This is a genomic window from Herbaspirillum sp. 3R11 (assembly GCF_004563925.1).
Taxonomy (GTDB): domain Bacteria; phylum Pseudomonadota; class Gammaproteobacteria; order Burkholderiales; family Burkholderiaceae_D; genus Herbaspirillum.
This window is the reverse complement of sequence record NZ_SPNJ01000004.1, coordinates 73,566-99,295: the sequence shown is the minus strand read 5'-3', so window position 1 is coordinate 99,295 and position 25,730 is coordinate 73,566. Positions and strand designations below refer to the sequence as shown.

The following is a 25,730-nucleotide window of genomic DNA, read 5'->3' as shown; positions in this document are numbered from 1 at the left end:
CGTCATCAACCCATGAAGCGCGGCGTAGATCGTGTCGTCAAGGAGACCATATGCACAAGAAGCTCGAAGGTAAAGTCGCCATCGTCAGCGGTTCAGGCCGCGGCATCGGACGCGAGATCGCGTTGAAGCTGGCTGCCGATGGCGCAGCGCTGGTCATCAACGATCTCGATGAAAAAATGGCCGAGAGCGTCGTGCAGGAAATCATTGCTGCCGGCGGTCGCGCCACGGTGTGCTGCGGCGACGTCACAGCCCCCGAATTCGCCACGCGTTTCATCGACACCGCATTGAATAGCTTCGGCCGGCTCGACATCATCGTCAACAATGCCGGCTACACCTGGGACAACGTGATCCAGAAAATGACCGATGAACAATGGGACGCCATCATGGCGGTGCACGTGACGGCGCCGTTCCGCATCCTGCGCGCGGCGTCGGAATATTTCCGCCGCGCCGCCAAGGAAGAAACTGCGCAAGGCCTCGAAGTATTCCGCAAGGTGGTCAACATTTCGTCGGTGTCGGGCGTCATGGGCAACGCGGGCCAGGCCAATTATTCCGCCGCCAAGTCGGCCATCAACGGCCTCACCAAGGCGCTGGCCAAGGAGTGGGGACGCTACAAGGTCAACGTCAACAGCGTCGCCTTCGGCCTGATCAAGACGCGCCTGACCGAAGCGACGGCAGGCGACGACGCCACCATCAATATTTCAGGCAACGAGATCAAGGTTGGCGTCAACCAGCAACTGATGCAGAACCTGGAAACCCTGATCCCGATGGGCCGCGCCGGCACGCCGGCGGAAGCGGCGGGCGCGGTGTATCTGTTCTGCATTCCGGAGTCGAACTACATCAGCGGGCAGATCGTCATTTGCGGCGGCGGTCGTCCTTAGCGTTTCTTCGCATGCTCTTTCAGCATCTGCTTCGCAATCAGCAGCTGCTGGATCTGCGAGGTGCCTTCGTAGATGCGCATCACGCGCACGTCGCGGTAAATACGTTCGATCGGGTAATCGCCCATGAAGCCGGCGCCGCCGAAAATCTGCAGCACGCGGTCGGCGACCTTGCCTACCGTTTCGGTGGCGAACAACTTGCAGCACGAGGCTTCCTTGATCACCGGCAGGTCCTGGTCGAAACGGCGCGCCGTATGTTCGACCATGCATTGCGCGGCCAGCAGTTCGGTTTCCGAATCGGCCAGCATCGCCTGCACCAGTTGATGTTGCGCGATCGGTTCGCCGAAGGCGCGGCGTTCGGTGGCGTAGTCCAGCGCTTCTTCGATCAGACGACGGCCGGCGCCGATGGCGGCGGCGGCGATGCCGAGGCGGCCGCGATTGAGCGAGGACATCGCCAGCGCAAAGCCGAGTCCCGGCTCGCCGATGATGGCGTCGGCGGGAATGCGGCAATCGCTGAAGATCACGTCAGCCGTGTGCGAACCGTGCAATCCCATCTTTCGGTCGGTGTTGCCGATGCTCAGGCCGGGTGCGCTGCGTTCCACGATGAAGGCGGACAGGCCGCGATAGTCGCGGCGGTCGGCATCGGTGCGCGCGATCACGGTGAAGACGTCGGCCGAGGGGGCATTGGTGATGTAGCGCTTGACGCCGTTGAGCACCCACTCGTCGCCATCCAGGCGCGCGCTGGTGCGCAGCGCTGCCGCATCGGAGCCGCAGTCCGGCTCGGTCAGGCAGAACGCCGCGATCATTTCTCCCGCCGCCATGCGCGCCAGGTAGCGCTCGCGCTGGGCGTCGCTGCCGTACGTCAGTAGGCCGTGCGAGCCGACGCCGTTGTTGATGCCAATGGCGGAGCGGAACGACAGGTTGGCTCGGCACAGTGCAATCAGCACCGCGACTTCATCTTCCATGCCGAGCCCGAGTCCGCCCCACCGTTCCGGAATGCTGAGGCCGAATAGACCGAGCGCGGCCATCTCGCCGAGGATGTCGTCGGGTACGCGCCGTTGTTCTTCCACCAGCGCCTCGTTCGGCAGCAGGCGTTCGGCGACGAAGCGTTCCACCGCCGTGACAAATTGTTTGCGGGTTTGTTGGTCAAGCGCCATGGAGGACTTCCTTGCGGTTTTTTGTGTCGGCGTGCGCGGCGATGAGGGCTGCGCCATGGTTGAGCACCACCACGCCACGCTGCGGTACGCTGCAGCGGAACGCGATGTGGTTGCCGTCGTTGCCCTCACGCCAGATTTCGGTACGCAGCATTTCGCCGGGATAGACCGGCGCCGAGAAGCGTGCGCCGATCGAGCGGATGTCCATGCGGCGTCCCGGCTCTGGCGACCAGCACAAGGCCTTGAGCAAGGCGTGGCCGGCCACGCCGAAGGTGCACAGACCGTGCAGGATCGGTCGCGGAAATCCCGCGCGCAAGGCGACTTCCGGATCAGCGTGCAGCGGATTGCCGTCGCCCGACAGCCGGTAGATCAGCGCGGCCTGCGACAGGATGGGCAGGTCGATGCAGAAGTCCGCCGGACGTTCCGGCAACGGCGCCGGCGCAGGATGAAGGTGGCCAGATGCTGCCGTCGGCATGTTCTGCACGCCGCCATCGCCGCGGCACATGGTGGTCATGCGCAGGGTGCAGACCGGTTCGCCGCTGTCTTCCTCGGTGACCACGCGTTCCTGGTAAATCAGCGCTCCCTTGTCCGGCCCCTTGTCGACGATATCGACGATGCGGGTGTCGCCGATCAGCTGTTTGCATATCGGCAGCGGCTTGTGCAGGATGACCTGCTGTTCGGCGTGCACCACGCGCGTCCAGTCGATGCCGGTATCGGGCATCTTCATCCAGAAGCCGGGATAGGCCAGCACCGTCGCCATGGTGGGCAGCACGCGCAGGCCTTCTTCGTACACGTAATGAAGTTGGTCGCGGTCGAGCGGATCGGCGCCGAGACCGACGCCAAGCGCGTACAGGATGCAATCCTGCGGGCGCACGTGCTGGCGCGCGATGGGAATCTTCCAGTGCATCAGCTTGCGATAGTCGATCGTCATGTGGCCTCGTCGAAGGTGGCGCTTGTGGACATGAATCTGGATCTGAACCTGATAATGCTGCTGCAGGGCGATGGAAGTTGTCGATGCTGATGACCGTGACAACGTCTTCCACGTCGGAAGGGTGCCGCAATGCGGCTAAGGAATTGACGAATCGTCCTTGACATTCGCATACTACTAAGTATATTTAATTGAAGTCAACCAGAAGTGAAAAATGAGTGGCGGGCGTAGCACGGCAACATGTGCGAGCCGGGCGTGTTGCAGGTAAAGTACAGACCTGACGCAATACCTGAGTCGATACCTGAGTCAATACCTGACCGACACGCTACCAACGGAGACCAGATGCAACATCCAGGGACCTTGATCCGCGAAATGCTGGCGCGTGGCGGCGCCGTGCCGGTGCCCGGCTGCTACGACGCGCTCGGCGCCCTGCTGATCGAACAGGCCGGCTTTGAAGCCGCCTACATGACAGGATTTTCGCTCGCCTCAAGCTACGGCAAGCCCGACATCGGCCTGCTCACCATGACCGACATGGTGCAGCAGGCGACGCGCATCGCCGAAGCGGTTTCGCTTCCCGTACTGGTCGACGCCGATACCGGCTACGGCGGCGCGGCCAACATCGTCGAAACCGTACGCGCCTTCGAGAAAGCCGGCATCGCCGGGCTGCATCTCGAAGACCAGATCATGCCCAAGAAATGCGGCGCCATGGCCGGCAAGAAACTGGTGCCGATCGAAGAAATGTCGCTGCGCCTGAAGGCTGCACGGGCAGGCCGCAAGAGCAGCGAGTTCGTCATCATCGGCCGCACCGACGCCATGACCATTGATGGTCTGGAAGAAGTCATCGTGCGCGCCAAGGCCATGGAACGCGCCGGTGCCGATGCCGTCATGGCGCCCTCGCTGAGCACCCCGGCCGAGCTGGAGGCGGTGGCGTCGAGCGTGAAGATCCCGGTGATCTACGTCGCCGCCGAAACCGTCCGTCCCAATTACACACGCCAGCAACTGGCCGCCGCCGGCTTCGCCATGTCGCTGTATCCGCTGTCGCTGATCCAGACCACCTTCAAGGCGCAGCAGGACATGTTGCGCAGCATGTTCGCCAGCGGCGACACCGTGCAACTGGTCGACGGTATGGCGCAGTTCGCCGACGTCGGCCGGCTGGTCGGCGTGGAACGCGCCGCCGCCTTCGATGCAGAACTGGCGACGCAAGTGAACGAAGGGAGCTGACTGCTATGGGCGCAACCATGACGCAGAAAATCCTTGCGCGCACCAGCGGCAAGGACCGTGTGCAGCACGGCGACATCATCTGGGCCAGTCCGGACCTGGTGACGGCGCCGGAGGTGTCGTTCTCCGCTTATATCAAACGCATCCGCGAAATCGGCGTCACGAAACTGGCGCATCCCGAACGCGTCGCCGTCATCATCGACCACGAAGTGCCAGTGCACAGTGTCGCCGGCGCCGAGCGCAACAAGCTCACGCGCCAGCTGGCGCAGGAATGGTCGGTCGGCCATTTCTTCGACGGTGTCGGCATCACGCATCCCCTCATGGTGGAGCAGGGCCTGGTTGCGCCAGGCATGTTCGCCGCCGGCGCCGACAGCCATGCGCCTGGTCTGGGTGCGGTCGGCGCCTTGTCGGTGCCGTTCGGGTTTGAAGTGTCGATGGTGCTGGCCACCGGACAGATCTGGATGAAGGTGCCCGAGACCATCCGCGTGCGCCTGCACGGCGCTTGTCGCCCCGGTGTGGCGGCGCGCGACATTGTGCTGGCGACCATGCAGCAACTCGACGACGAAGCCACCAGCTATCGCGTCATCGAATACCAGGGTGAAGGTTTGTCGACGCTGTCGGTGCCGGAGCGCATGACGATCTGCGGCCTGTGCGTCGACGCCGGCGCCAAGTCGGGCATCGCCGCCGTCGACCAGCGTTGCATCGATTACCTGCGCGCGCATGGCGTGGCCGATTCGGCTGAGCTGCAAGCGCCGGCGTCAATCAACAGCGACGCCGACGCCGAGTACGCCATGACCATCGATATCGACCTGGCGACGCTGACGCCGCGCGTGTCGATCCCGCCATCGCCCAACCATGTACGCGAAGCGCAGGCGATGTCCGACATCGTCATCCAGCATGCCTACATCGGCTCGTGCGTGTCCGGCTCGATTGAAGACATCCGCTCCGCCGCCGCCATCCTGCGCGGCCGCAAGGTGCACGCCGATGTAAACCTGCTGGTGATTCCCGCCACGCAGCAAGTGTTCCAGCAGGCTTTGCAGGAAGGCCTGCTGACCGAACTCACCGCCGCCGGCGCAACCATTTCACCATCGACCTGCGGTCCCTGCTTTGGCGGCATCGCACGACTGACCGCGGGTGAACGCCGCATCAGCACCAGCACGCGCAACGATCCGGGTCGCATGGGCAGCAACGAGGCGGAGATTTTCCTCGCCAGCGCCATGACCGTGGCGGCGTCGGCGATTACGGGCCACATCACCGATCCGCGTGCTTTTGCCGCGCTTGCCGAAGGGGGCGCAGCATGATTGCGGTCGGGAAAACCACGAGCGGGCGCGCATGGAAGTTTTCCAGCGACATCTCCAGCGACCAGCTGATCTCGGCGCGTCACGTATTCGAGTTCGATCCGCGCATGCTGCGCCATCATCTTCTGACCGAAGTGCGGCCCGAGTTCGCGCAGCAGGCGCAGCCCGGCGACGTCATCGTGGCCGGTCGCAACTTCGCCCACGGCAGCAACCACAGCCATCCCTTCCTGGCGATGAAGGCGCTCGGCGTCGGCTTGCTGGTGCGGTCGTTGTCGCGTGGGCCGTTCCGCCTGGCGATCTTCATGGGCGTGCCGGTGTTGATGGCGGGCAGCGACGTGCTCGACGCCATTGACGACGGTGATCAGCTCGACATCGATTTCGCCCGCGGTGCGATCTTCAATGCGACCAGCGGCGAGCAGATGCAGGTGGAGCCGTTGGCGCCTTTCCTGCAGGACATTGTCAATGCCGGCGGCGGCCTTGAATTCGTGAAGTCGCAGTTGACCACTTAGCTTCAGATTTGCCCGATGCAGTATTCATTTGCGCTGTAATCATTTGCTTTATGATGCTTGCCATTCAGGAGTCAACCGGATGTCAGTTATGTCGATCGTGCGAGACACGTCATTCAGCCAAGAAGCAAACGCTGTGAACAGTCCTGCGGCCATTGTTGTCGAGGCCTTGGAAAAGACCTATGCCACCCACGACGGCGGCAAGGTGCAGGCGCTCGGTCCGATTTCGGTGACGGTGCCGCAAGGCGGTTTCATGACCATCGTCGGCCCCTCGGGCTGCGGCAAGTCGACCCTGCTCAAATTGCTGTCGGGCCTGATTCCGCGTTCGGCCGGTTCGATCAAGGTCAACGGCGAAGAAGTGCATGAACCGCATCGCGACATCGGCATGGTGTTCCAGAGCCCGGTGCTGCTGCCGTGGAAAACCGCCATCGACAACGTCCTGCTGCCGGCGCGGGTGCTCGGCCTCGACATGGCATCCAGCCGCGTGCGCGCGCAAGAGTTATTGGATATGGTCGGCCTGGCCGATTTTGCCAACCGTTATCCGAATGAATTGTCGGGCGGCATGCAGCAACGCGTCGCCATCGCGCGTTCCTTGATCCACGATCCTTCCATCCTGATGATGGACGAGCCGTTCGGTGCGCTCGACGCCATGACGCGCGAGGTGATGAACCTGGAGCTGCTGCGCATCTGGCGCAAGGCCGGCAAGACCGTGATCTTCGTGACGCACTCGATTCCGGAAGCGATTTTCCTCGGCACCCACGTGATGGTGTTGTCCAATCGCCCGGGTCGCATCGCCGACCTGGTGACGGTCGACCTGCCGGCCGAACGCGGCCTCGACATCATGTCGACCGATGCTTTCGGCGTGTACAGCAAGCGCATCCGCAGCCAATTCAATACACAGGGGTTCATCTGATGGAAAGCGTGCACACAAGCGCCGCAACCAACGCCGGCGTCACTGCGGCGCCTGCCTCTTTCAGCCTGCGCCGCACGCTCAAGGCGCGGCCCGAACTGCTGCTGATCCCGGCAGTATTCGTCGCCGTGGTGGTGGTATGGGAAGCGATCATCCGCTTCTTCGAAATTCCGATCTACATCATGCCGGCACCGTCCAACATCGCGTTGGCGCTGGTCAATACCGCCTATCTCGACAATGCGCTTTACACGCTCGGCGAGGCCATGCTGGGCTTCCTATTGGCAGCGCTGTTCGGCATCGTGCTGGGCGGCCTGATCGCGCAGTTCCCGCTGGCGGAAAAGACGATGTACCCCTATTTGATTGCAATCCAGACCACGCCCAAGGTGGCGGTGGCGCCGCTGTTCATCATGTGGTTCGGCTTCGGCATGACGTCGAAGGTCATCATCGCTGCGACCATCGCCTTCTTCCCTATCCTGGTCAACGTCATCAGCGGCTTGCGCTCGACCGATCCGGCGCGGCTGGAACTGATGCGCTCGCTGCGCGCGACGCGCTGGCAGATTTTCACGATGGTGCGCCTGCCGGGCGCGCTGCCGATGATCTTTGCGGGACTGAATATCGCGATCATCTTCAGCATTCTCGGCGCCATCGTCGGCGAGTTCCTCGGCTCGCGCAAGGGACTCGGCAACGCCATCATGCAGATGAACGTCAACCTCGACACGGCGGGCGTGTTCGCTACGCTGTTCGTGCTGTCGGCGATCGGCGTATGCCTGCATGTGCTGATGAGTTTTCTGCAACGCAAGGCTTTGTTCTGGGCTGACAGTTCGCGCATACCCACCGTTTGAATGCAGCGATAAAAATAAAAATGACGGAGACGAACTGATGTAGCCCCCATCCACGGGAGGCAGCATGAGTAGCTTTTCCTTGAAACCATTGTCGTCGGCGCTGGGCGCCGAAGTGATCGGCATCGACATGCGCAGTCCGCTGGATGCCGAGACGGTGCAGGCGCTGATCGATGCCTGGCATCGCCACATCATCCTGCTGTTCCGCAACCAGCCGCTGACGTTCGAGGAGCACATCGCGTTCAGCCGTCACTTCGGCGCGCTCGATGATCATGCTGCGGTTCCCAAATTTCGCCACCCGGAGCATCCGGAAATTTTACTGGTCACCAACTATGAAGCAGGCGGCAAGCGCCTCGCGGTGGGACGCCAATGGCATTCCGATCTGTCGACCACGACGCGGCCGGCGAAAGGCTCCCTGCTGCATTGCGTGGAGCTGCCCGAGGTCGGCGGCGACACCATGTTCTGCAACATGTACAAGGCCTGGGACAGTTTGTCTCCGACCTTGCAGTCCATCCTCGACGGCCGCAACGCGCTGCACGACATGACGGCGGCGCGCGAGACGCGGCAGGTGCGCACCAGCGACGAGCTGGCCGACATCCGCCGCCGCAATCCCCCGGTCTACCAGCCGATTGCGCGGGTGCACGACGGCAGCGGGCGCAAGGCCCTGTATGTGAGCGAGATGACGTCGGTGGCGATCGAGGGCATGACGGAAGAAGAGAGTCGGCCGCTGCTGCAATACCTGTACGACCATAGCGTCGTGCCGGAAAACGTCTACCGTCATCGCTGGCAGCTCGGCGACACCATGATGTGGGACAACCGCAGCGCCATGCATATTGCGCTGGCCGATTACGACCACAGCCAGCGTCGCATCATGTACCGCACCACGCTGCTCGGACAGCCGAGCGGGCGTATTGCGGATGCCGATCTCCCGTTGGAAGATGCCGCAGTCAGGCCGAGGCCGGCGGCAGTATTTCCTGCAGTTTCTCTACCGGCCGGCACAGGCGAGCACCGCGCGCAGTGACGACGATGGGGCGGTTGATCAGGACCGGATCTTCCAGCATCAGGTCGATCAACTGCGCGTCGCTCCATTTGGCGTTGTCCAGATCCTTCTCGTCGTAGGATGTGCCGCGCCGGCGCATGATATTGCGCACCGGCTCGCCGGTGGCCGCGATGATCTTCTTGAGTGTGGCGCGGTCTGGCGGCGTCTTCAGGTATTCGACGACCTCCGGCTCGATGCCGGCGGCGCGGATCATTTCAAGCACGTTGCGCGAAGTGCTGCATTTCGGGTTGTGATAAATGGTGACGTCGGACATGGTGTTCCCCTGATTCAAAAACGATGTGCGCAAGCATAGCCGATCAGAGATCTTCGGGTTCCGGCTCAGCTGAAAATACTTCATCTCCCCGCGCGGCGACAGCTGCTATAGTAAAACGCTCGACGAGAACGTGCCGCACCTACTGACGCGCACGGCAGACATCCCCCTTTCCAAGAAAACAGAGGAGCACAGAAGATGGCAGCACCGAAGAAAATCGCATTGGTCACCGGCGCCGGTTCCGGCATCGGCAAACAGATTTCGCTGGCCTTGCTGCGTGACGGCTATGCCGTCGTGCTGGCCGGTCGTCGCCAGGAGCCGCTGGAAGAAACCGTCAAGGCGGCCGGCGAATTCGGCGCCCATGCACTGGTGGTGCCGGCCGACGTCAGCGATCCAGCTTCGGTGAAGAACCTGTTTGCGAAGACAAAAGAGAAATTCGGTCGCCTCGATCTGCTGTTCAATAACGCCGGCATCTTCGCGCCGCCGATGTCTCTGGAAGAACTCAGCTACGAGCAGTGGAAGTCGGCAGTCGACATCAACCTCACCGGCGTCTTCCTGTGCACCCAGGAAGCGTTCCGTCTCATGAAGGAACAATCGCCGCGCGGCGGCCGCATCATCAACAACGGTTCGATTTCGGCCCATGCGCCGCGGCCGTTTTCGGTGTCGTACACCGCGACCAAGCATGCGATCACCGGCCTCACCAAGTCGACTTCGCTCGACGGTCGCCGCTACGACATCGCCTGCGGCCAGATCGACATCGGCAATGCCTCGACCGACATGACCGAGCTGATGAAGAAGGGCACCTTGCAGGCTGATGGTTCGACCCAGGTTGAGCCGACCATGGATGCGGGCCACGTGGCGAAGGCGATCCTCTACATGGACAGCCTGCCGCTGGATGCCAACGTGCAGTTCATGACTGTCATGGCAACAAAAATGCCTTTTATCGGCCGCGGCTGAAATACGCTTCCGCAAATAAAAAACGCTGCTTTCAAGGCAGCGTTTTTTTATGTCGACTGGTTTTTCAGACCGGCCCAGCGCGGCGTCAGCGCATGCGGGATGTCGTAGAGGTCAAGCACGCGGCCCAGCGTGTGATCGATCATGTCGGCGATCGATTGCGGGCGGTGGTAGAAGCCGGGCAGGGGTGGGAAGATGATGCCGCCCATTTCGGTGACGCTGGTCATGTTGCGCAGGTGGGCCAGATTGAACGGCGTTTCACGCACCATCAGCACCAGGCGGCGGCGTTCTTTCAGAACCACGTCGGCGGCGCGCGAGATGAGATTGTCGGACAGGCCGTTGGCGATGGCGGCGAGCGTCTTCATCGAACAGGGCGCGACGATCATCCCCGACGAAGTGAACGAGCCGCTGGCAATCGAGGCGCCGACGTCGCGCACCGGATGCACCACATCGGCCAGCGCCTCGACGTCCTTGCGGCTCATGTCGAGTTCCTGATGCAAATTAAGCACCCCGGCTTCGGACACCAGCAGATGGGTTTCCACATCCGCCTCGCGCAGCACATCCAACAGTCGCACGCCGTACGCCACGCCGGTCGCGCCGGTGATGGCGACGATCAGGCGCCGGCGCGGCGCGGAATTTGTCGCGATGGACAGGAGATCAGCCCTTGAACAGGGTTTGCAATTCGCCCGATTCGTACATTTCGCTCAGGATGTCGGAGCCGCCGATGAATTCACCCTTGACGTACAACTGGGGAATGGTCGGCCAGTTCGAGTATTCCTTGATGCCCTGGCGCACGTCGGCGCTTTCCAGCACGTTGACGGTCACGATGTTTTCCGCGCCGCTGGCCTTGAGCAATTGGATCGCCTTGCCGGAGAAGCCGCACTGCGGGAATTGCGCCGTGCCCTTCATGAACAGCACGACAGGGTTTTGGGTAACGGTTTCCTTGATCCAGGATTGGACTTCGCTCATGACTACACCTTCAAAAAGTTCGCAATGCCGCCATTATATGAAAAAGCGGGCGTGCGCGTTGGGAGAGTGCCGTTGCACAGGGAAATGTCTTTCAGGCAACACGGCGCGTACAGGGCTGCTGCGAACAAGATGTAAATGATTTGCAGGATTGCAAGACCGGCGCTCTGCAGCAGGAAGAAATTCTGTAAAAGATTTTAAGAAAAAATTTAAAAAAGATGGAAATGATTTCGAAATATGCGGTGACGTTGTCATTGCAGAAACAAGAAAGGGCGCTTGCGCGCCCTTTTTCTGTTGCCGGTCCAGTCCGGCGGCTAGTTGGCTATCACGAGGCAGCTGCGGAAAGCGGTTCTTCCGGCAGGCGTTTTGCCATCGAGTGATGGTTTTGCACGCGGTCCTTGTGCTTGATGACTTGACGATCCAGCTTGTCGATCAGCATGTCGATGGCGGCGTACAGGTCGTGTGCAATGCTCTCGGCATGCAGGTCTTTCCCCTTGATATGAACGTTTATTTCTGCTTTCTGGCGTTTTTCTTTTTCGGTCAGCTTGTCTACGCTGAGAATGACACTGATGTCTATCACGTGGTCAAAGTGACGCTTGATGCGCGTCAGCTTGTTTTGCACGTACGCGCGGATGGCGGGGGTCAAATCGAGGTGATGGCCACTAATGGTCAGATTCATACAGCACTCCTATCGTGAGATTGCTGGAGGTTCTTACGCATTGTCCGGTTGCTTGCAGGCAGCACCAGAACAAAACACCCGAACTCAACAGAACACAGCAACGATGCTTTGCTACAGAAAAACTTACAGAGATTTGCGGAGATTCACCGGCGGAATTTTGAGCACTTCGCGGTATTTCGCGACGGTCCGTCGCGCCACCACCATGCCCTGTTCCGCCAACATATCTGCAATCTTGCTATCAGAGAGTGGGTTCTTGGGGTCTTCTGCTCCTATCAGTTGTTTGATGAGAGCCCGTATCGCAGTGGAGGAAGCTTCTCCTCCTGTTTCCGTCGCGACGTGGCTGCCGAAGAAGTATTTCAACTCAAACATGCCATGCGGGGTCAGCATGTACTTCTGAGTCGTTACACGAGAAATAGTGCTCTCGTGTAGACCCAGTGTATCAGCTATTTCGCGCAACACAAGGGGGCGCATGGCAACGGCGCCATGTGAAAAAAAGTTGCGTTGCCTTTCAACAATTGCCTGAGCGACACGCAAAATTGTGTCGAAGCGCTGACGCATATTCTTGATCAGCCACTTGGCTTCCTGCAGCTGCGAACCGAGCGATCCGTCACCCTTGGCCTGCTTGAGCGCATTGGCGTACATGGCGTTGACGCGCAGTCGCGGCATCACGTCATGGTTGAGCAAAACCTGCCAGCCGTCCTTTGCCGCTTTGACAATCACGTCGGGCACAACGTAGTCGGATCGGCCCGATGCAAACGCGGCGCCGGGATGCGGATGGCACTGGCGAATCACGGCCTGCGCTTCGCGCAGGTCTTCGTCGTCGCAGCCGAGCGCCTTCTTGATCTTGTTGAAATCGCGCTGGGCGAACAGCGTCAGATAATCTTCGACGATGGTGAGCGCGAGCCGACGGGTGACGAAGGCCACTTTCGGCAAGCGCCGGACTTGCAGCGCCAGGCATTCGGAAGCGCCGCGCGCACCGACGCCGGCCGGCTCGAAACTCTGCAGCAGCTTCAGCGCAATGGTCAGTTCGTCAAGTTCGATTTCCAGTTCTTCGGGCAGGCGCGCATGGATTTCTTCCAGCGACTCTTCCAGGTAGCCATGGTCATCAATCGCATCGATGATCAGTTCGATCAGTGCGCGGTCACGCAGGCTGCGCACGGTGAGGCGGGTCTGCTCCTGCAGGTGTTCGCGCAGCGTGACGTCATGCGCTTCGAGTTGCGGACGCGAGTCTTCGTCGTCGGGCGTCTTGCCGGTGCGTGCGACGTCGTCGAAGCTCCAGTCGGTATCGCCGCTCGCATGCTCGTCGCCGCTTGCGCTGTCCTGCGGATCGCCGGCTTCGCCTTCCGCAGGTGCGGCGCTGGCGGCGCTGTTTTCGACCGGCTCGGCCTGCGCCGATGACGGGCTGCTGAGGGCGCCGTCGGCAAGCAGTCGCACGGAATTGTCGAGCGCGTCGTCGAGGCGTTCCAGCAGCGGATTATCCGACAGGATCTGTTCCAGTTCCTGGTGCAGCTCCAGCGTCGACAGCTGCAGCAAACGGATCGACTGCTGCAATTGCGGCGTCAATGCGAGATGCTGGGAGGTGCGAAGCTGGAGGGATTGTTTCATTCAGTTTTCAGTTGGCCGCAAAAAATTGCGTGCAGATTACATGCGGAAGTGTTCGCCCAGATACACGCGGCGGACTGACTCATCGGCGATGATGTCGTCAGGGCTGCCGCTGGCCAGCACGGTGCCCTGGTTGATGATGTAGGCGCGGTCGCAGATGCCCAGCGTTTCGCGCACGTTGTGATCGGTGATGAGCACGCCGATGCCGCGTTCCTTGAGGAAGCGCACGATGCGCTGGATCTCGATCACGGCGATCGGGTCGATACCGGCGAACGGTTCGTCCAGCAGCACGAAGCGCGGATCGGTCGCCAGCGCGCGGGCGATTTCGACGCGTCGGCGTTCACCGCCGGATAGCGACAAGGCAGGGCTTTCGCGCAGTTTCTCGATCTGCAATTCGTGCAGCAGGCTGTTGAGGCGGCCTTCGATTTCATCGCGGCTGAGCGACTTGCCGTTTTCCTTGCGCAGTTCCAGCACGGCGCGGATGTTGTCTTCCACGTTGAGCTTGCGGAACACCGAGGCTTCCTGCGGCAGATAGGACAAGCCGAGCTGGGCGCGCTCGTGGATCGGCAGGCGCGAAATCGCCGAACCGTCGAGGTCGATCTCGCCGCCGTCGGACGGCACCAGGCCGACGATCATGTAGAACGAGGTGGTCTTGCCGGCGCCGTTGGGCCCCAGCAGACCCACCACTTCGCCGCTGGCGACTTCAAGCGAGACGTCGCTGACGACCTGGCGTGCACCGTAGCTCTTTTTCAATCCGCGTACAACGAGAGAACTGGTCGCCATCTTATTGGCCCTTCGAAGAATCGACGCGCGGCTGGATGATCGCGGTGATGCGACCGCCGCCCGGCTTGCTTTCGCCGGTGTTGGTGTTGTTGACCGAATAGAACTCGGCGCGGCTGTCGTAGGAGATGAATTCGCCGTTGACTTCATCGGTCACGCGCGGGCCGTCCATGCGTTGCATGTGGGCGCGTGTAAACAGTTTCGAGATTTCAGTCTTTTCGCTGTACTCGATGCGTTCGGCCTGGCCTTCGATCCACAGGTTGGGACCGCCGTCGCGCTTCTGGCGGAAGCTGGCCAGCTGGCCGGGCGCGGCGTACAGGATGGCCAGTTCATAACCGGACGGATCGGTGGTCAGCACCACTTTGCCGGCCTTGATCAGCAGCGTGCCGCGCGTGAGCACGACATTGCCGGTGAAGGTCTTCACCTGCTTGACGTCGTCGTACACCATTTGCTCGGCTTCGATGCGGGTCGGCTTTTCAGTGTCGGCGCGTTCGGCGCGGGCGATGCCGGCAACGCTCATCAGGAGCACGGTAAGCAGCGGCAGTAGGGATGTCGTTTTCATAGGATCCTGCGCAAGTATCTCGTTTTGATTATGCCAATTGGCGTTGGGCTGACGGCTGAAGAATGAAGGCGAAACGCTAACGGGACGGACGTGAGCGCGGCTGATACGTGCCGCGCACATTGTGGAGCAACTGGAATTCCTGCGTCGCGTTGTTGGCGATCATGCCGGTGCCGTTCATGATGGATTGCCCCATCCGGATTTCAACCGGCTTGTCGGTGCGCGCGATATCTTCGTCGGGCAACAGCAACAGGTATTCGGTTTTCAGGTGCATGTCTTCGGCGGTGCCGAACGCAGAGCGGTCGGCGTTGACGTTGTCATACATGTGGATCTTGCTGTTGTCGTCTTCAATCCTGGCGCGCTGCGAGCGGAGGGTCATCGGCGCTTTTTCCTTGGTCAGGCTGGTGATGACGGGCAAGGTCACTTCGAACGAATCATCGGTCGGGAAATGCACCATCTTCTTGCCGGTGATGTCGTAGCGCGGCTGGCCTGTCTCGGACATCTTCACGTAGCTGAAATCTTCAACGTAATAATCCGGCTTGCTGCGCGGACGTGCGGCAAGCGTATCGTCGGTATTGCGGCGCATGACCTGCAGCACCCAGAAGCTGCCCAGCGCCAGCGCCGTCAGCACCACCAGGATGACGATCAGCCGGATGCGCTGCGCTGCGCGTTCGCCGCTGCGGTTGCTCATGCCAGGTAAGCAGCCAGCGCTGCTTCGTAATAGCCTTGCGCGGTCAGGATGAAGTCGCAGACTTCGCGCGCTGCACCGTTGCCGCCGGAGCTGTCGGTGATGTAGTCGGCACGCTGCTTGACGTCATGATGGCCGTTGGCCACGCAAGCAGTGAAGCCGACCTTGGTCAGCACCGGCAAATCGATCACGTCGTCGCCGAGGTAGCCGCAGGCGGAGGCGGCGACGCCGGTTTGTTCAAGCAATTGCGCGAAGGCGATGCGCTTGTCGTGCACGCCCTGGAACACGTGGGCAATGCCCAGGTCCTTGGCGCGACGCAGGACGATTGGCGACTGGCGCGCGGTGATGATGGCCGTAGCGATGCCGCCGAATTGCTGCAGCATCTTGATGCCGTGGCCGTCGAGCGCGTGGAAGCGCTTGACCGGTTCGCCTTCCGGGCCGTAATACAAGCCGCCGTCGGTCAGCACGCCGTCGACGTCGAAAATCATCAACCGGACTTGCTTGGCATTGGCGAGGGCGGCCGCGCTGGCCTGGCTGAACCGATCTGTCATCAGATCACCTTGGCGCGGGTCAGGTCGTGGATATGCAGCGCGCCCACCAGCTTGCCCTGGGCATCGGCCACCAGCACCTGGTTGATGCGGAACTCTTCCATCAGCTGGACGGCGTCGACCGCCAACTGATCGGGGTTGATGGTGCGCGGACCGCGGTGCATGACGTCGGCAATCGACGATTTGGTGAAATCCTCACCGCGCTCCAGCAGGCGGCGCAGGTCGCCGTCGGTGAATACCCCGATCGGATGGTTGTCGTCGTCAACGACGGCGGTCATCGCCATGCCCTTGCGGGTGATTTCCATCAGCGCCGCCGACAGCGATACATCCGGCTTGACCGCCGGAATGGCGTCGCCGGTGCGCATCACGTCGCGCACGTGGGTCAGCAGGCGTCGGCCCAGCGCACCGCCCGGATGCGAACGGGCAAAGTCTTCTTCGAGGAAGCCGCGCGCGTCCAGCAACGACACCGCCAGCGCGTCGCCCATCGCCAGCGTGGCGGTGGTGCTGGCGGTGGGGGCCAGGTTGAGGGTGCAGGCTTCCTTGGCGACGCCGACGTTCAGGTGGATCGCCGACAGGCGCGCCAGGCTGGATTCGTCGTTGCCGGTCATGGCGATCAGGTAGGCGCCCATGCGCTTGATGATGGGGACGATGGCCATGAGCTCGGCGGTCTCGCCGGAATTCGAGATGGCAATGAAAACATCGCCAGCGGTGACCATGCCGAGATCGCCATGTGCGGCTTCGGCCGGATGCATGAACAAGGCCGGTGTACCGGTGGAGGCGAAAGTGGCGGCGATCTTGCGGCCGATATGACCGGATTTGCCGATGCCCGACACCACGACGCGGCCCTTGGACTCCAGCAAGACGCCGACGGCGCGGGCCAGCGGCTCTGCGTCGGCGTCCGACATGCGGGATTTCAGCGCCAGGATGGCGTCGGCTTCAATCTGGAGAGTTTGACGGGCGAGCTCAAGCGCGCGCTGGGCGCGTTCGGTAGAAAAAGATTTTGGCAAGATTTTGGCTTCGGTTACACTCATAACCGAAGTATAAACGAATTACGAAAGCAAAAAACTTGCCAGATGTAACGTCGTGTAGTGTCAGGGATGTCATGCCGCCGGATCCGGCGCGGCCATTTGCGACGCAAAAACATGAAAAGCCTGGGAACAAGGCTGCTCACAGCGGGCTTGCTGCGGTGCGACACCGATCGGAATCCATGGCGGCAAGGCGGGCATGATTCTGGCTTAACAGGCCTTGCGGCCTCCACTTATAAAACTTGCTTCGTTTTCCACTACATGTTTTCAGGACTAGAGCTCACACTTCTTCTGCTCGGCGCCGCGGTGCTTGGTGTCGTTGCTTTTCGAATGATGCATCTGCCACCGATGCTGGGTTACCTCGTCGTCGGCATTGTCATCGGCCCGCACGGGCTCGGTTTCGCCGACGACAATGAAACCACGCACGCGTTGGCGGAGTTCGGCGTGGTGTTCCTGATGTTCTCGATCGGCCTGGAATTCTCGCTGCCCAAGTTGTCGGCCATGCGGCACATTGTCTTCGGCCTCGGTGTGGCGCAGGTATTGGCGACCATTGCCGTCGCGATGGTGTTCGGCTGGAGCACCGCCTACGTCCTGCCGCAACTCCATGAAATCAGTTGGCCGGCGGCATTTGCGCTGGGCGGCGCGCTGGCGATGTCGTCCACCGCCATCGTTTCCAAGCTGCTGACCGAGCGGCTCGAGCTGGAAACCGAACACGGCCGCCGTATCCTCGGCATCCTGCTGTTCCAGGATCTGGCGCTGGTGCCGCTGCTGATCATCGTGCCGGCGCTGGCCAAGAATTCCGGCAACCTGGTCGTCACACTGGCCTGGGCCTCGATCAAGGCGCTGGTGGTGCTGGCGCTGCTGCTGTTCTTCGGCCAGAAGCTCATGCGCAGCTGGTTCCAGATCGTCGTCAAGCGGCGCTCGCAGGAACTGTTCATGCTGAACCTGCTCATGATCACGCTGGGCGCCGCCTGGATCACCGAAAAGGCAGGCCTGTCGCTGGCGCTGGGCGCCTTCATCGCCGGCATGCTGATTTCCGAAACCGAATACAAGCACCAGGTGGAAGAAGACATCAAGTCCTTCCGCGACGTGCTGCTCGGGTTGTTCTTCATCACCATCGGCATGCTGCTCAACGTGCACCTGGTGCTGGAGCACTGGTGGCTGGTGCTGTTGCTGCTGGTCGGCCCGGTGCTGCTCAAATTCGTGCTGATCGCCGGTCTCGCCAAACTGTTCGGCTCAACGACCGGCGTGGCGTTGCGCACCGGCCTGGCGCTGGCGCAAGCCGGCGAATTCGGCTTCGTGCTGCTGAACCAGGCGGGCGGTCTGCAACTGATGGATCCGCTGCTGATCCAGGTGATTCTGGCTTCGATGGTGTTGTCGATGCTGGCGGCGCCGTTCCTGCTGGCCAAATCCGACGCCATCGTGATGAAGCTGTCGGCCAACGAATGGATGCTGCAATCGCTGGCGCTGACGCAACTGGCCACGCGCACCATGTCGAGCCAGAAGCACGTCATCATTGCCGGCTTCGGCCGCAGCGGCCAGAGCCTGGCCAAGCTGCTCGAAGAAGAAGGCATTCCCTATCACGCGCTGGAAATGGACCCGGACCTGGTGCACGACACCCGCGAAGCCGGTGCCAACGTGTCCTACGGCGACGCCGCCCGCCGTGAAAGTCTGGTCGCCGCCGGCATCCACCGCGCCGCCGCGCTGGTGGTGACCTACGCCAGCACGCCGTCGGCCCTGAAGGTCTTGCATCACGCCAATGAACTGGCGCCGACCTTGCCGGTCATCGTGCGCAGTCACGACGACGCCGATCTCGACAAGCTGCTCGAGGCCGGCGCCACCGAAGTCGTCCCCGAAGCGCTGGAAGGCAGCCTGATGCTGGCCTCGCATGCGCTGGTGATGCTGGGCGTGCCGCTGCGCCGCGTGGTGCACCGTGTACAAAGCGCGCGCGACGAGCGCTATACCTCCCTGCGCGGCTATTTCCACGGCGCCTCGGACGTGCCCGAAGACAATGACAACCTCAACGTGCGGCTGCAATCGGTCGCTCTTAACGAGGGCGCCGTTTCGATCGGCAAGACGCTCTATCAGGTCGCGCTGGAACAATTCGACACCGAAGTCACCATGCTCCGACGCGGTAAGCTGCGCGTCGAGTTCACGCCGGACACCGTCTTGCAGACCGGCGACATCGTGGTGTTGCGCGGCACCGGCGAAAACATCCTGCGCGCCGAAAAACGCCTCCTCAAAAAGTAAACCGTGGACCTGAATGGAAATCCTTGAACGCATCACCGGGATCATTCTTCCCGTCTTCGCCATCATCGCCATCGGCTACGGCTATGCGCGCTGGCGCGGCGAAGTGGTGCGTTCCGACATGGCCTCGGTCAATCGTGTGTCGATGGAGGTGCTGGCGCCGCTGATGGTGTTCAGCGCCTTGTCGGCCAAGGATTTCGACCTGGCGCACAACGGCTGGCTGATCCTGGCCAGCGTGCTCATCTCGCTCGGCTCTGCCCTGCTGGCCTGGCCGGTGGCAACAATGCTGGGCTACGACAAACGCACCTTCCTGCCGCCGATGATGTACAACAACGGCGGCAACATGGGCGTGCCGCTGATGCTGCTGGCCTTCGGCCCGGAGAGTCTGTCGGCGGCGGTGGCCTTGTTCACGGCGGCCACCTTCGTGTACTTCTCGCTGGGCATCAAGATGCTGCAGCATGGGCGTACGACCAGCACCCGCCCCGGCTCCTTCCTCAAGCTGTTCAAGAGCCCGATCATGGTCGCCATGGTGCTGGGGGTATTGTTCGCAGTCCTGCACGTGCCGCTGCCGCAGCCGGTGTTCTCGGCGATGAAGCTGCTCGGTGAAGCCAGCATCCCGATCATGCTGTTCGCGCTCGGCGTGCGCATGATGGACATCAGCTTCAAGAGCTGGCACATCGGCCTGGTCGGCGCGGTGACGTGTCCGCTGGTCGGATTGATCGTCGCCTTTGCGCTCGATCAGGTATTGCCGTTGACGGCAGGCCAGCGCGGCCAGATGTATCTGTTCGGCGCCTTGCCGCCGGCGGTGCTGTGTTTCATGGTGGCGGAGCAATACCGCCAGGAGCCGGACAAAGTGGCATCGATCGTGCTCATGGGAAACCTGGCTGCCTTGATTTTCGTGCCGCTGGGTTTGTGGTTGGGATTACAACCGTCAATCCGTTGAAATGCGTGGTGCGCACGGCTTTATTTCGCGTATCTTGGTACGGGAAATGCTTACAGAATAGGACACTCTGGGTGCTTGATCCAGTGCTCAATCCGACTGTAAGGAAGTTGTCATGTTCAAGAATTTTTCCATCAAGGCGCGCCTCATTTTTGTCGTCAGTTTTCTCTCAGTTCTGCTGGCGTTGTTCGGCGCCGTCGGCCTGACCAGCCTGCAACAAACCAATTCGGCGCTCAAGTCGCTGTACGAAGATCGCGTCATTGCGCTTGGGCAACTGGGCGAGGTGGCGACCGCGGTCGAAATGGGGCGTTACGCCATCTCGACCGCCATCGTCGGAGACTCCGGTGAAATCGACAAGAACATGGACGCGCTCGACAAGACCCTGCAAGAGGGCGAGAAGGTCTGGCAAGCTTACCTGGCGACTTACCTGACGCCGGAAGAGAAGCAACTGACCGAGCAATTCACCGCACAGAAGAAGAAATTCATCGCCGACGGCGTCAAGCCGGCCATGGAAGCACTGCACAACCGTGACTTCCAGGGGGCGACCGATCTGTACAACGGCCCGTTGTTGCAGATGTCCAAACAGATCAGCGCCACCATGGCCAAGCTGAACACCTTGCAGCAGGACGTCAGCAAGCAGCTCTACAACGAATCGCAGGCGCGCTACGACACCTTCCTGACCATGACCATTGCCGCCATCGTCATCGGTTTGTCGGTCGCGCTGATCATGGGCATCTGGCTGGTGCGGGCGATTTCCGGACCGCTCAATGAAGCCGTCCGGGTGGCGCGCGGCGTGGCCGATGGCGACCTGACGCAGGACATCGTGGTGCATTCGCGCGACGAAGCCGGCCAGCTCATGGAAGCCCTGAAAACCATGAACGCCCGCCTGCAGCAAATCGTCGGCGAAGTGCGCGTGAGCACCGACACCATCTCGACCGCCTCCAGCGAAATCGCCACCGGCAACCTCGACCTGTCGGCGCGCACTGAAAGCCAGGCCGGCTCGCTGGAAGAAACCGCCTCGGCGATGGAAGAGCTGACCTCGACCGTCAAGCAGAATGCCGACAACGCGCGCCAGGCCAACCAACTGGCCGCCTCGGCGTCGCAGATTGCGCAAGAGGGCGGCAACGTCGTCAGCCAGGTGGTGGTCACGATGAACAACATCAACGACTCGTCGAAAAAGATTGTCGACATCATCAGCGTGATTGACGGCATCGCCTTCCAGACCAATATCCTGGCGCTGAATGCCGCAGTGGAAGCCGCCCGCGCCGGTGAACAAGGCCGCGGTTTTGCCGTGGTGGCGTCGGAAGTGCGCAGCCTGGCGCAGCGCTCCGCTGCCGCTGCAAAAGAAATCAAGACCCTGATCGACGACTCGGTGCAAAAGGTCGGCGAAGGCAGCAAGCTGGTTGAGCAGGCCGGCGTCACGATGGATGAAGTGGTCGCCAGCGTCAAACGCGTGACCGACGTCATGGGCGAGATCACGGCGGCGAGTCAGGAGCAGAGTTCAGGCATCGAGGAAGTCAACCGCGCCATCACCCAGATGGACGAGACTACGCAACAGAATGCTGCGCTGGTCGAGCAGGCGGCGGCAGCGGCGCAGTCGTTGCAGGACCAGGCGCAGCGCCTGACGCAGTCGGTCAGCGTGTTCAAACTGGACGGCACCCATCGGCTGGCAGCCGCTTCAGCTCCGGTGCGCACCGTCGACATCACACCGCGTCCGGCAGCGGTCAAGGCGGTATCGGCAGCCAAGAAGCCGGTGACTGCCCCAGCCCGGGTGGCGAAGCCTGCCGCTGCGCCGACCTTGCCTGCGAGTGCGGCAGTCAAGCCGAACGATGATGACTGGGAACAGTTCTGACGCAGGTTCTTCGAGATACTTCAGGACGTAAAAAAGGGAGTTGCCGGTAATGGCAACTCCCTTTTTTTTTGAGCAATCAATGCATCCTCAATCCAGTGCAATATCTTCCGCTGCCGCCGAGCGTGTTCCCGTAATCGGCGCATTGCTGCGACCGTGATAGGCGAACACCACCGAGGCCTTGACCTGGTCCGAACTGTTGCGACCGGCGGCGTGGAACAGACCGCTGTGGAACAGCACCACGTCGCCCTTTTCGAGCGGCACGGAAATCCCCTGCGCAAACAGCGCCTGGTTAGTCGCCACTTCCGGACGCAGGAAGTCGAGTTCGTCCATCTGGTCCGGCTGCAATTGCAACAGGTGCGAACGCGGTATGAACTTGAGTCCGCCGTTGTCGGCGTGTTCCGGACCCAGCGCCAGCCAGACTGAAATCAATTCATTGCGCGGGAACGACCAGTAACGGATATCGCGATGCCAGCCGGTTGCGGTGCCAAAGGTCGGATGCTTGGTCATCACACAATTGTGATGCGCCAGCGTGACGCTGACCGGCTCCTCGAACAACTGATGCAGCGCCGCCACCAGCGTCGGATTGGATGCCCACGCGCGGAAATGATCGTCGCGTTGCCACGCCGCGCGCAAGCGTCGCGCCGTGCGGCCGCCCGGTGCGTCGAGCGATGACGGCGCGCCGGCGTAGCCGACTTCGGCTTCGTATTCCAGCGGCGCCACGGCCTGTTGGACATGCGTACGCGTCACCGCCAGCATGTCGTCGCAGGCGGCCGCCGGAACGAAGCCCTTGAGCAGCAGGTAACCCTGGCTGCGGAAGGCCTCGATCTGGGCTGAGGAGAGTGGAGCGTCCATGGCTGGCCTTGCGTCTTTCTGCTACTTCTTCTTTTTCAACAGCGGCGCCAGGTAATGGCCGGTAATGCTTTCCGGATTCTTGGCGATGTCTTCGGGCGAGCCGACGGCGATGATCTTGCCGCCGCCTGCGCCACCTTCGGGACCGAGGTCGATGACCCAGTCGGCAGTCTTGATGACGTCCAGATTGTGTTCGATGATGGCCAGCGTATTGCCCTGGTCGCGCAAGCGATGGATCACCTTCAGCAACAGGTCGATATCGTGGAAATGCAGGCCGGTGGTCGGCTCGTCCAGGATGTACAGCGTACGCCCGGTATCGCGTTTGGACAGCTCCAGCGACAGTTTGACGCGCTGCGCTTCGCCGCCCGACAGCGTGGTCGCGCTCTGGCCCAGCTTGATGTAGCCGAGGCCGACGTCGAGCAGGGTTTGCAGCTTGCGCGCGATCAGCGGCACGGGCAGGAAGAAGGTATGCGCGTCTTCCACCGTCATCTCGAGGATTTCGGTGATGTTCTTGCCCTTGTATTGCACTTCCAGGGTTTCGCGGTTGTAGCGCTTGCCGTGGCAGACATCGCACGGCACGTAGACGTCCGGCAGGAAGTGCATCTCGACCTTGATCACGCCGTCGCCCTGGCAGGCTTCGCAGCGGCCGCCCTTGACGTTGAACGAGAAGCGTCCGGCGCTGTAGCCGCGTTCCTTGGCGGCAGGCACGGTGGCGAACAGATCGCGGATCGGCGTGAACAGACCGGTGTAAGTCGCCGGATTCGAACGCGGCGTGCGGCCGATCGGCGCCTGGTCGACCGAGATCACCTTGTCGAAATGTTCCAGGCCGCTGATCGATTCATGCTCCGCCGGTTCGGTCTGCGAGCCGTACAGGTGGCGCGACGCGGCCAGGTAGAGCGTGTCGTTGACCAGCGTCGACTTGCCCGAACCGGACACGCCGGTCACGCAGGTGAGCAGGCCGACCGGCAGGTCGAAGCTGACGTTCTTGAGGTTGTTGCCGGTGGCGCCGGTGATGGTCAGCTGGCGTTCCGGATCGGGCTGCACGCGCTTCTTCGGCACGCTGATTTCCAGCGAGCCGTTGAGGTATTTCGCGGTCAGCGATTTCTTGCTCTTGAGGATGTCTTCCAGCGTGCCCTGGGCGATGATGTCGCCGCCGTGCACGCCGGCGCCCAGGCCCATGTCGACCACGTAGTCGGCGGTGCGGATGGCGTCTTCGTCATGCTCCACCACCAGTACGCTGTTGCCGATGTCGCGCAGGTGCTTGAGCGTGCCGATCAGGCGATCGTTGTCGCGCTGATGCAGGCCGATCGACGGCTCATCCAGCACGTACATGACACCGGTCAGGCCCGAGCCGATCTGCGAGGCCAGGCGGATGCGCTGGGCTTCACCGCCGGACAGCGTATCGGCGCTGCGCTCAAGGGAGAGGTAATCGAGGCCGACGTTGTTGAGGAATTTCAGGCGCGAGATGATTTCCTTGATGATGCGATCGGCAATTTCTTTCTTGGCGCCGGTCAGCTTCAGGTTCTCGAAGAACGCCAAAGTTTCGCGCAACGGCGTCGCCGCGACTTCATAGATGGCGCGCTGCTGGCGACCGGTGCCGATCTTGACGAAACGCGCTTCCACGCGCAGGCGTGCGCCGCCGCAGGACGGGCATTCCTTTTCGTTGATGAACTTGGCCAGTTCTTCCTTGACCGCCATCGAATCGGTTTCGCGATAACGGCGTTGCAGGTTGGTGACGACGCCTTCGAACGTGTGTTCCTTGATCACGGTGCGGCCACGCTCGTTCACGTAAGTAAACGGCACGGTCTGGCGGCCGGAGCCGTACAGGATCACTTGCTGGGATTTTTCCGGCAATTGTTCAAACGGAACGTCGATGTCGAATTCATAGAACGCCGCCAGGTTCGACAGCATCTGGAAGTAGAACTGGTTGCGGCGATCCCAGCCCTTGATGGCGCCGCTGGCCAGCGACAGATTCGGGAAGGCGACGATGCGCTTCGGATCGAAGAACTCGATGTGGCCCAGACCGTCGCATTCCGGGCAGGCGCCCATCGGATTGTTGAACGAGAACAGGCGCGGCTCCAACTCCTGCAGCGAATAGCCGCAAGTGGGGCAGGCGAATTTGTTGGAGTAGAGATGTTCCTTGGCGGTATCCATCTCCAGCGCAATGGCGCGACCATCGGCGATGCGCAGCGCGGTTTCAAAACTCTCCGCCAGGCGTTGCTTGATGTCTTCCTTGACCTTGACGCGGTCGATGACGACGTCGATGGTGTGCTTTTCGGTTTTCTTCAGCTTGGGCAGGTCATCGATCTCGTAGACTTTTGCCGTGCCGGTGCCGCTCTGGATGCGGAAACGCACGAAGCCGTGCGCCTGCATCTGTTCGAACAGGTCGACGTGCTCGCCCTTGCGGTTGGCCACGACCGGCGCCAGGATCATCAGTTTGGTGTCTTCCGGCATGGCCAGCACGGCGTCGACCATTTGCGACACCGATTGCGCAGCCAACGGATTTTCCGGATGGTCGGGGCAGTAGGGCGTGCCGACGCGCGCATACAGCAGGCGCAGGTAGTCATGGATTTCGGTAACGGTGCCGACGGTCGAGCGCGGATTGTGCGAGGTCGCCTTCTGCTCGATGGAGATCGCCGGCGACAGGCCTTCGATCAGGTCGACGTCGGGCTTTTCCATCAGTTGCAGGAATTGGCGCGCGTAGGACGACAGCGACTCGACATAGCGGCGCTGGCCTTCTGCATACAGCGTGTCGAATGCCAGCGACGACTTGCCCGAGCCGGACAGGCCGGTGATCACGATCAGTTTGTTGCGGGGTAAGTCGAGGCTGATGTTCTTCAGATTGTGCGTGCGTGCGCCGCGAATGCGAATTTCTTCCATGGATGCCTTCAGCGTAAGTTTTCCATCCGTTGTTCATATGAACATTGAATGGAGGATCAACCTATTACTATATCAGGACTCACCATTTACGGCTGGGCCGGCGGGCTGGGAAAGATCCTGGCG

At 61.5% G+C, this 25,730-nt stretch carries 25 protein-coding genes; 11 read left to right on the top strand and 14 right to left on the bottom strand.

Annotation, left to right across the window (positions count from 1 at the left end):
• Positions 1 to 50 precede the first annotated feature (50 nt).
• Positions 51 to 878, top strand: a complete 828-nt coding sequence (locus E4P32_RS17380; protein WP_116436467.1) for an SDR family oxidoreductase — start codon at positions 51 to 53, stop codon at positions 876 to 878.
• Here the strand turns inward: E4P32_RS17380 and E4P32_RS17375 are convergent.
• Both E4P32_RS17375 and E4P32_RS17370 read right to left on the bottom strand, forming a co-directional pair.
• Entirely contained in the window at positions 875 to 2,032 is a 1,158-nt protein-coding gene (locus tag E4P32_RS17375) for an acyl-CoA dehydrogenase family protein (RefSeq protein WP_116436466.1), read from the bottom strand. The genes E4P32_RS17380 and E4P32_RS17375 overlap by 4 nt on opposite strands.
• A complete protein-coding gene (locus tag E4P32_RS17370) occupies positions 2,022 to 2,960 on the bottom strand; it encodes a MaoC/PaaZ C-terminal domain-containing protein (protein ID WP_116436465.1) in 939 nt (312 codons plus the stop codon). The genes E4P32_RS17375 and E4P32_RS17370 overlap by 11 nt, the downstream gene beginning before the upstream one ends.
• A 339-nt stretch (positions 2,961 to 3,299) precedes the next feature.
• On the opposite strand from E4P32_RS17370, the gene E4P32_RS17365 reads away from it, so the two are divergent.
• The 6 genes from E4P32_RS17365 to E4P32_RS17340 all read left to right on the top strand — a co-directional run bounded on the left by E4P32_RS17365 (position 3,300) and on the right by E4P32_RS17340 (position 8,749).
• Entirely contained in the window at positions 3,300 to 4,178 is an 879-nt protein-coding gene (locus E4P32_RS17365) for an isocitrate lyase/PEP mutase family protein (RefSeq protein ID WP_158559756.1), read from the top strand.
• A gap of 17 nt (positions 4,179 to 4,195) precedes the next feature.
• A complete protein-coding gene (locus E4P32_RS17360; protein WP_233526766.1) occupies positions 4,196 to 5,476 on the top strand; it encodes an aconitase/3-isopropylmalate dehydratase large subunit family protein in 1,281 nt (426 codons plus the stop codon).
• Positions 5,473 to 5,982 carry a 3-isopropylmalate dehydratase gene (locus E4P32_RS17355; RefSeq protein ID WP_116436462.1) on the top strand — a complete coding sequence of 170 codons (510 nt, stop codon included), beginning with the start codon at positions 5,473 to 5,475 and terminating at the stop codon, positions 5,980 to 5,982. The genes E4P32_RS17360 and E4P32_RS17355 overlap by 4 nt, the downstream gene beginning before the upstream one ends.
• A gap of 79 nt (positions 5,983 to 6,061) precedes the next feature.
• Entirely contained in the window at positions 6,062 to 6,892 is an 831-nt protein-coding gene (locus E4P32_RS17350) for an ABC transporter ATP-binding protein (protein WP_116436461.1), read from the top strand.
• Positions 6,892 to 7,731 (top strand): ABC transporter permease, encoded by an 840-nt coding sequence (locus E4P32_RS17345; RefSeq protein WP_116436460.1) that lies wholly within the window; start codon positions 6,892 to 6,894, stop codon positions 7,729 to 7,731. The genes E4P32_RS17350 and E4P32_RS17345 overlap by 1 nt, the downstream gene beginning before the upstream one ends.
• A 64-nt stretch (positions 7,732 to 7,795) precedes the next feature.
• Positions 7,796 to 8,749 carry a TauD/TfdA family dioxygenase gene (locus E4P32_RS17340; RefSeq protein ID WP_116436459.1) on the top strand — a complete coding sequence of 318 codons (954 nt, stop codon included), beginning with the start codon at positions 7,796 to 7,798 and terminating at the stop codon, positions 8,747 to 8,749.
• Here E4P32_RS17340 and arsC read toward each other — a convergent pair.
• Positions 8,676 to 9,041 (bottom strand): arsenate reductase (glutaredoxin), encoded by a 366-nt coding sequence (gene arsC / locus E4P32_RS17335; protein WP_116436458.1) that lies wholly within the window; start codon positions 9,039 to 9,041, stop codon positions 8,676 to 8,678. The two genes, E4P32_RS17340 and arsC, sit on opposite strands and share 74 nt — an antisense overlap.
• Positions 9,042 to 9,236: 195 nt before the next feature.
• Here arsC and E4P32_RS17330 point away from each other — a divergent pair, with 195 nt between their 5' ends.
• Positions 9,237 to 9,995: an SDR family oxidoreductase gene (locus tag E4P32_RS17330; protein ID WP_116436457.1), complete on the top strand. Its 759-nt coding sequence runs from the start codon at positions 9,237 to 9,239 to the stop codon at positions 9,993 to 9,995.
• A gap of 47 nt (positions 9,996 to 10,042) precedes the next feature.
• On the opposite strand, the gene E4P32_RS17325 is transcribed toward E4P32_RS17330, so the two are convergent.
• From E4P32_RS17325 to E4P32_RS17285, 9 genes are all read right to left on the bottom strand, one after another.
• Complete coding sequence (locus E4P32_RS17325) at positions 10,043 to 10,645, bottom strand: UbiX family flavin prenyltransferase (protein ID WP_116436456.1); 603 nt, start codon at positions 10,643 to 10,645, stop codon at positions 10,043 to 10,045.
• 4 nt (positions 10,646 to 10,649) lie between these two features.
• Positions 10,650 to 10,961, bottom strand: coding sequence for a Grx4 family monothiol glutaredoxin (gene grxD, locus E4P32_RS17320; protein WP_053195041.1), 312 nt, complete (start codon positions 10,959 to 10,961; stop codon positions 10,650 to 10,652).
• A gap of 322 nt (positions 10,962 to 11,283) precedes the next feature.
• Positions 11,284 to 11,637: a ribosome-associated translation inhibitor RaiA gene (raiA, locus tag E4P32_RS17315; protein WP_116436455.1), complete on the bottom strand. Its 354-nt coding sequence runs from the start codon at positions 11,635 to 11,637 to the stop codon at positions 11,284 to 11,286.
• A 123-nt stretch (positions 11,638 to 11,760) separates the two neighbouring features.
• Positions 11,761 to 13,242, bottom strand: coding sequence for an RNA polymerase factor sigma-54 (locus E4P32_RS17310; protein ID WP_116436454.1), 1,482 nt, complete (start codon positions 13,240 to 13,242; stop codon positions 11,761 to 11,763).
• Positions 13,243 to 13,278: 36 nt separating this feature from the next.
• Positions 13,279 to 14,022 (bottom strand): LPS export ABC transporter ATP-binding protein, encoded by a 744-nt coding sequence (gene lptB, locus E4P32_RS17305; RefSeq protein WP_116436453.1) that lies wholly within the window; start codon positions 14,020 to 14,022, stop codon positions 13,279 to 13,281.
• A 1-nt stretch (position 14,023) separates the two neighbouring features.
• The gene (lptA, locus tag E4P32_RS17300) at positions 14,024 to 14,581 is read right to left on the bottom strand and encodes a lipopolysaccharide transport periplasmic protein LptA (protein ID WP_116436452.1); all 558 of its coding nucleotides are present in this window, start codon (positions 14,579 to 14,581) and stop codon (positions 14,024 to 14,026) included.
• A 76-nt stretch (positions 14,582 to 14,657) separates the two neighbouring features.
• On the bottom strand, positions 14,658 to 15,269 hold the full coding sequence (gene lptC, locus E4P32_RS17295; protein WP_116436451.1) for an LPS export ABC transporter periplasmic protein LptC: 612 nt from the start codon (positions 15,267 to 15,269) through the stop codon (positions 14,658 to 14,660).
• Positions 15,266 to 15,817, bottom strand: coding sequence for an HAD hydrolase family protein (locus E4P32_RS17290; protein ID WP_116436450.1), 552 nt, complete (start codon positions 15,815 to 15,817; stop codon positions 15,266 to 15,268). The genes lptC and E4P32_RS17290 overlap by 4 nt, the downstream gene beginning before the upstream one ends.
• Complete coding sequence (locus tag E4P32_RS17285) at positions 15,817 to 16,845, bottom strand: KpsF/GutQ family sugar-phosphate isomerase (RefSeq protein WP_116436449.1); 1,029 nt, start codon at positions 16,843 to 16,845, stop codon at positions 15,817 to 15,819. Before E4P32_RS17285 ends, E4P32_RS17290 begins: the two co-directional genes overlap by 1 nt.
• Before the next feature lie 255 nt (positions 16,846 to 17,100).
• Here E4P32_RS17285 and E4P32_RS17280 point away from each other — a divergent pair, with 255 nt between their 5' ends.
• The 3 genes from E4P32_RS17280 to E4P32_RS17270 all read left to right on the top strand — a co-directional run bounded on the left by E4P32_RS17280 (position 17,101) and on the right by E4P32_RS17270 (position 21,878).
• Positions 17,101 to 19,089 carry a cation:proton antiporter gene (locus tag E4P32_RS17280; protein WP_116436448.1) on the top strand — a complete coding sequence of 663 codons (1,989 nt, stop codon included), beginning with the start codon at positions 17,101 to 17,103 and terminating at the stop codon, positions 19,087 to 19,089.
• Between the two features lie 13 nt (positions 19,090 to 19,102).
• Positions 19,103 to 20,029: an AEC family transporter gene (locus tag E4P32_RS17275; RefSeq protein ID WP_116436447.1), complete on the top strand. Its 927-nt coding sequence runs from the start codon at positions 19,103 to 19,105 to the stop codon at positions 20,027 to 20,029.
• 112 nt (positions 20,030 to 20,141) lie between these two features.
• Positions 20,142 to 21,878, top strand: coding sequence for a methyl-accepting chemotaxis protein (locus E4P32_RS17270; RefSeq protein ID WP_116436446.1), 1,737 nt, complete (start codon positions 20,142 to 20,144; stop codon positions 21,876 to 21,878).
• 87 nt (positions 21,879 to 21,965) lie between these two features.
• Here the strand turns inward: E4P32_RS17270 and E4P32_RS17265 are convergent, their stop codons facing one another.
• Both E4P32_RS17265 and uvrA read right to left on the bottom strand, forming a co-directional pair.
• Positions 21,966 to 22,730 (bottom strand): phytanoyl-CoA dioxygenase family protein, encoded by a 765-nt coding sequence (locus tag E4P32_RS17265; RefSeq protein WP_116436445.1) that lies wholly within the window; start codon positions 22,728 to 22,730, stop codon positions 21,966 to 21,968.
• A 21-nt stretch (positions 22,731 to 22,751) separates the two neighbouring features.
• Complete coding sequence (gene uvrA, locus E4P32_RS17260) at positions 22,752 to 25,607, bottom strand: excinuclease ABC subunit UvrA (RefSeq protein WP_116436444.1); 2,856 nt, start codon at positions 25,605 to 25,607, stop codon at positions 22,752 to 22,754.
• Positions 25,608 to 25,730: the final 123 nt, after the last annotated feature.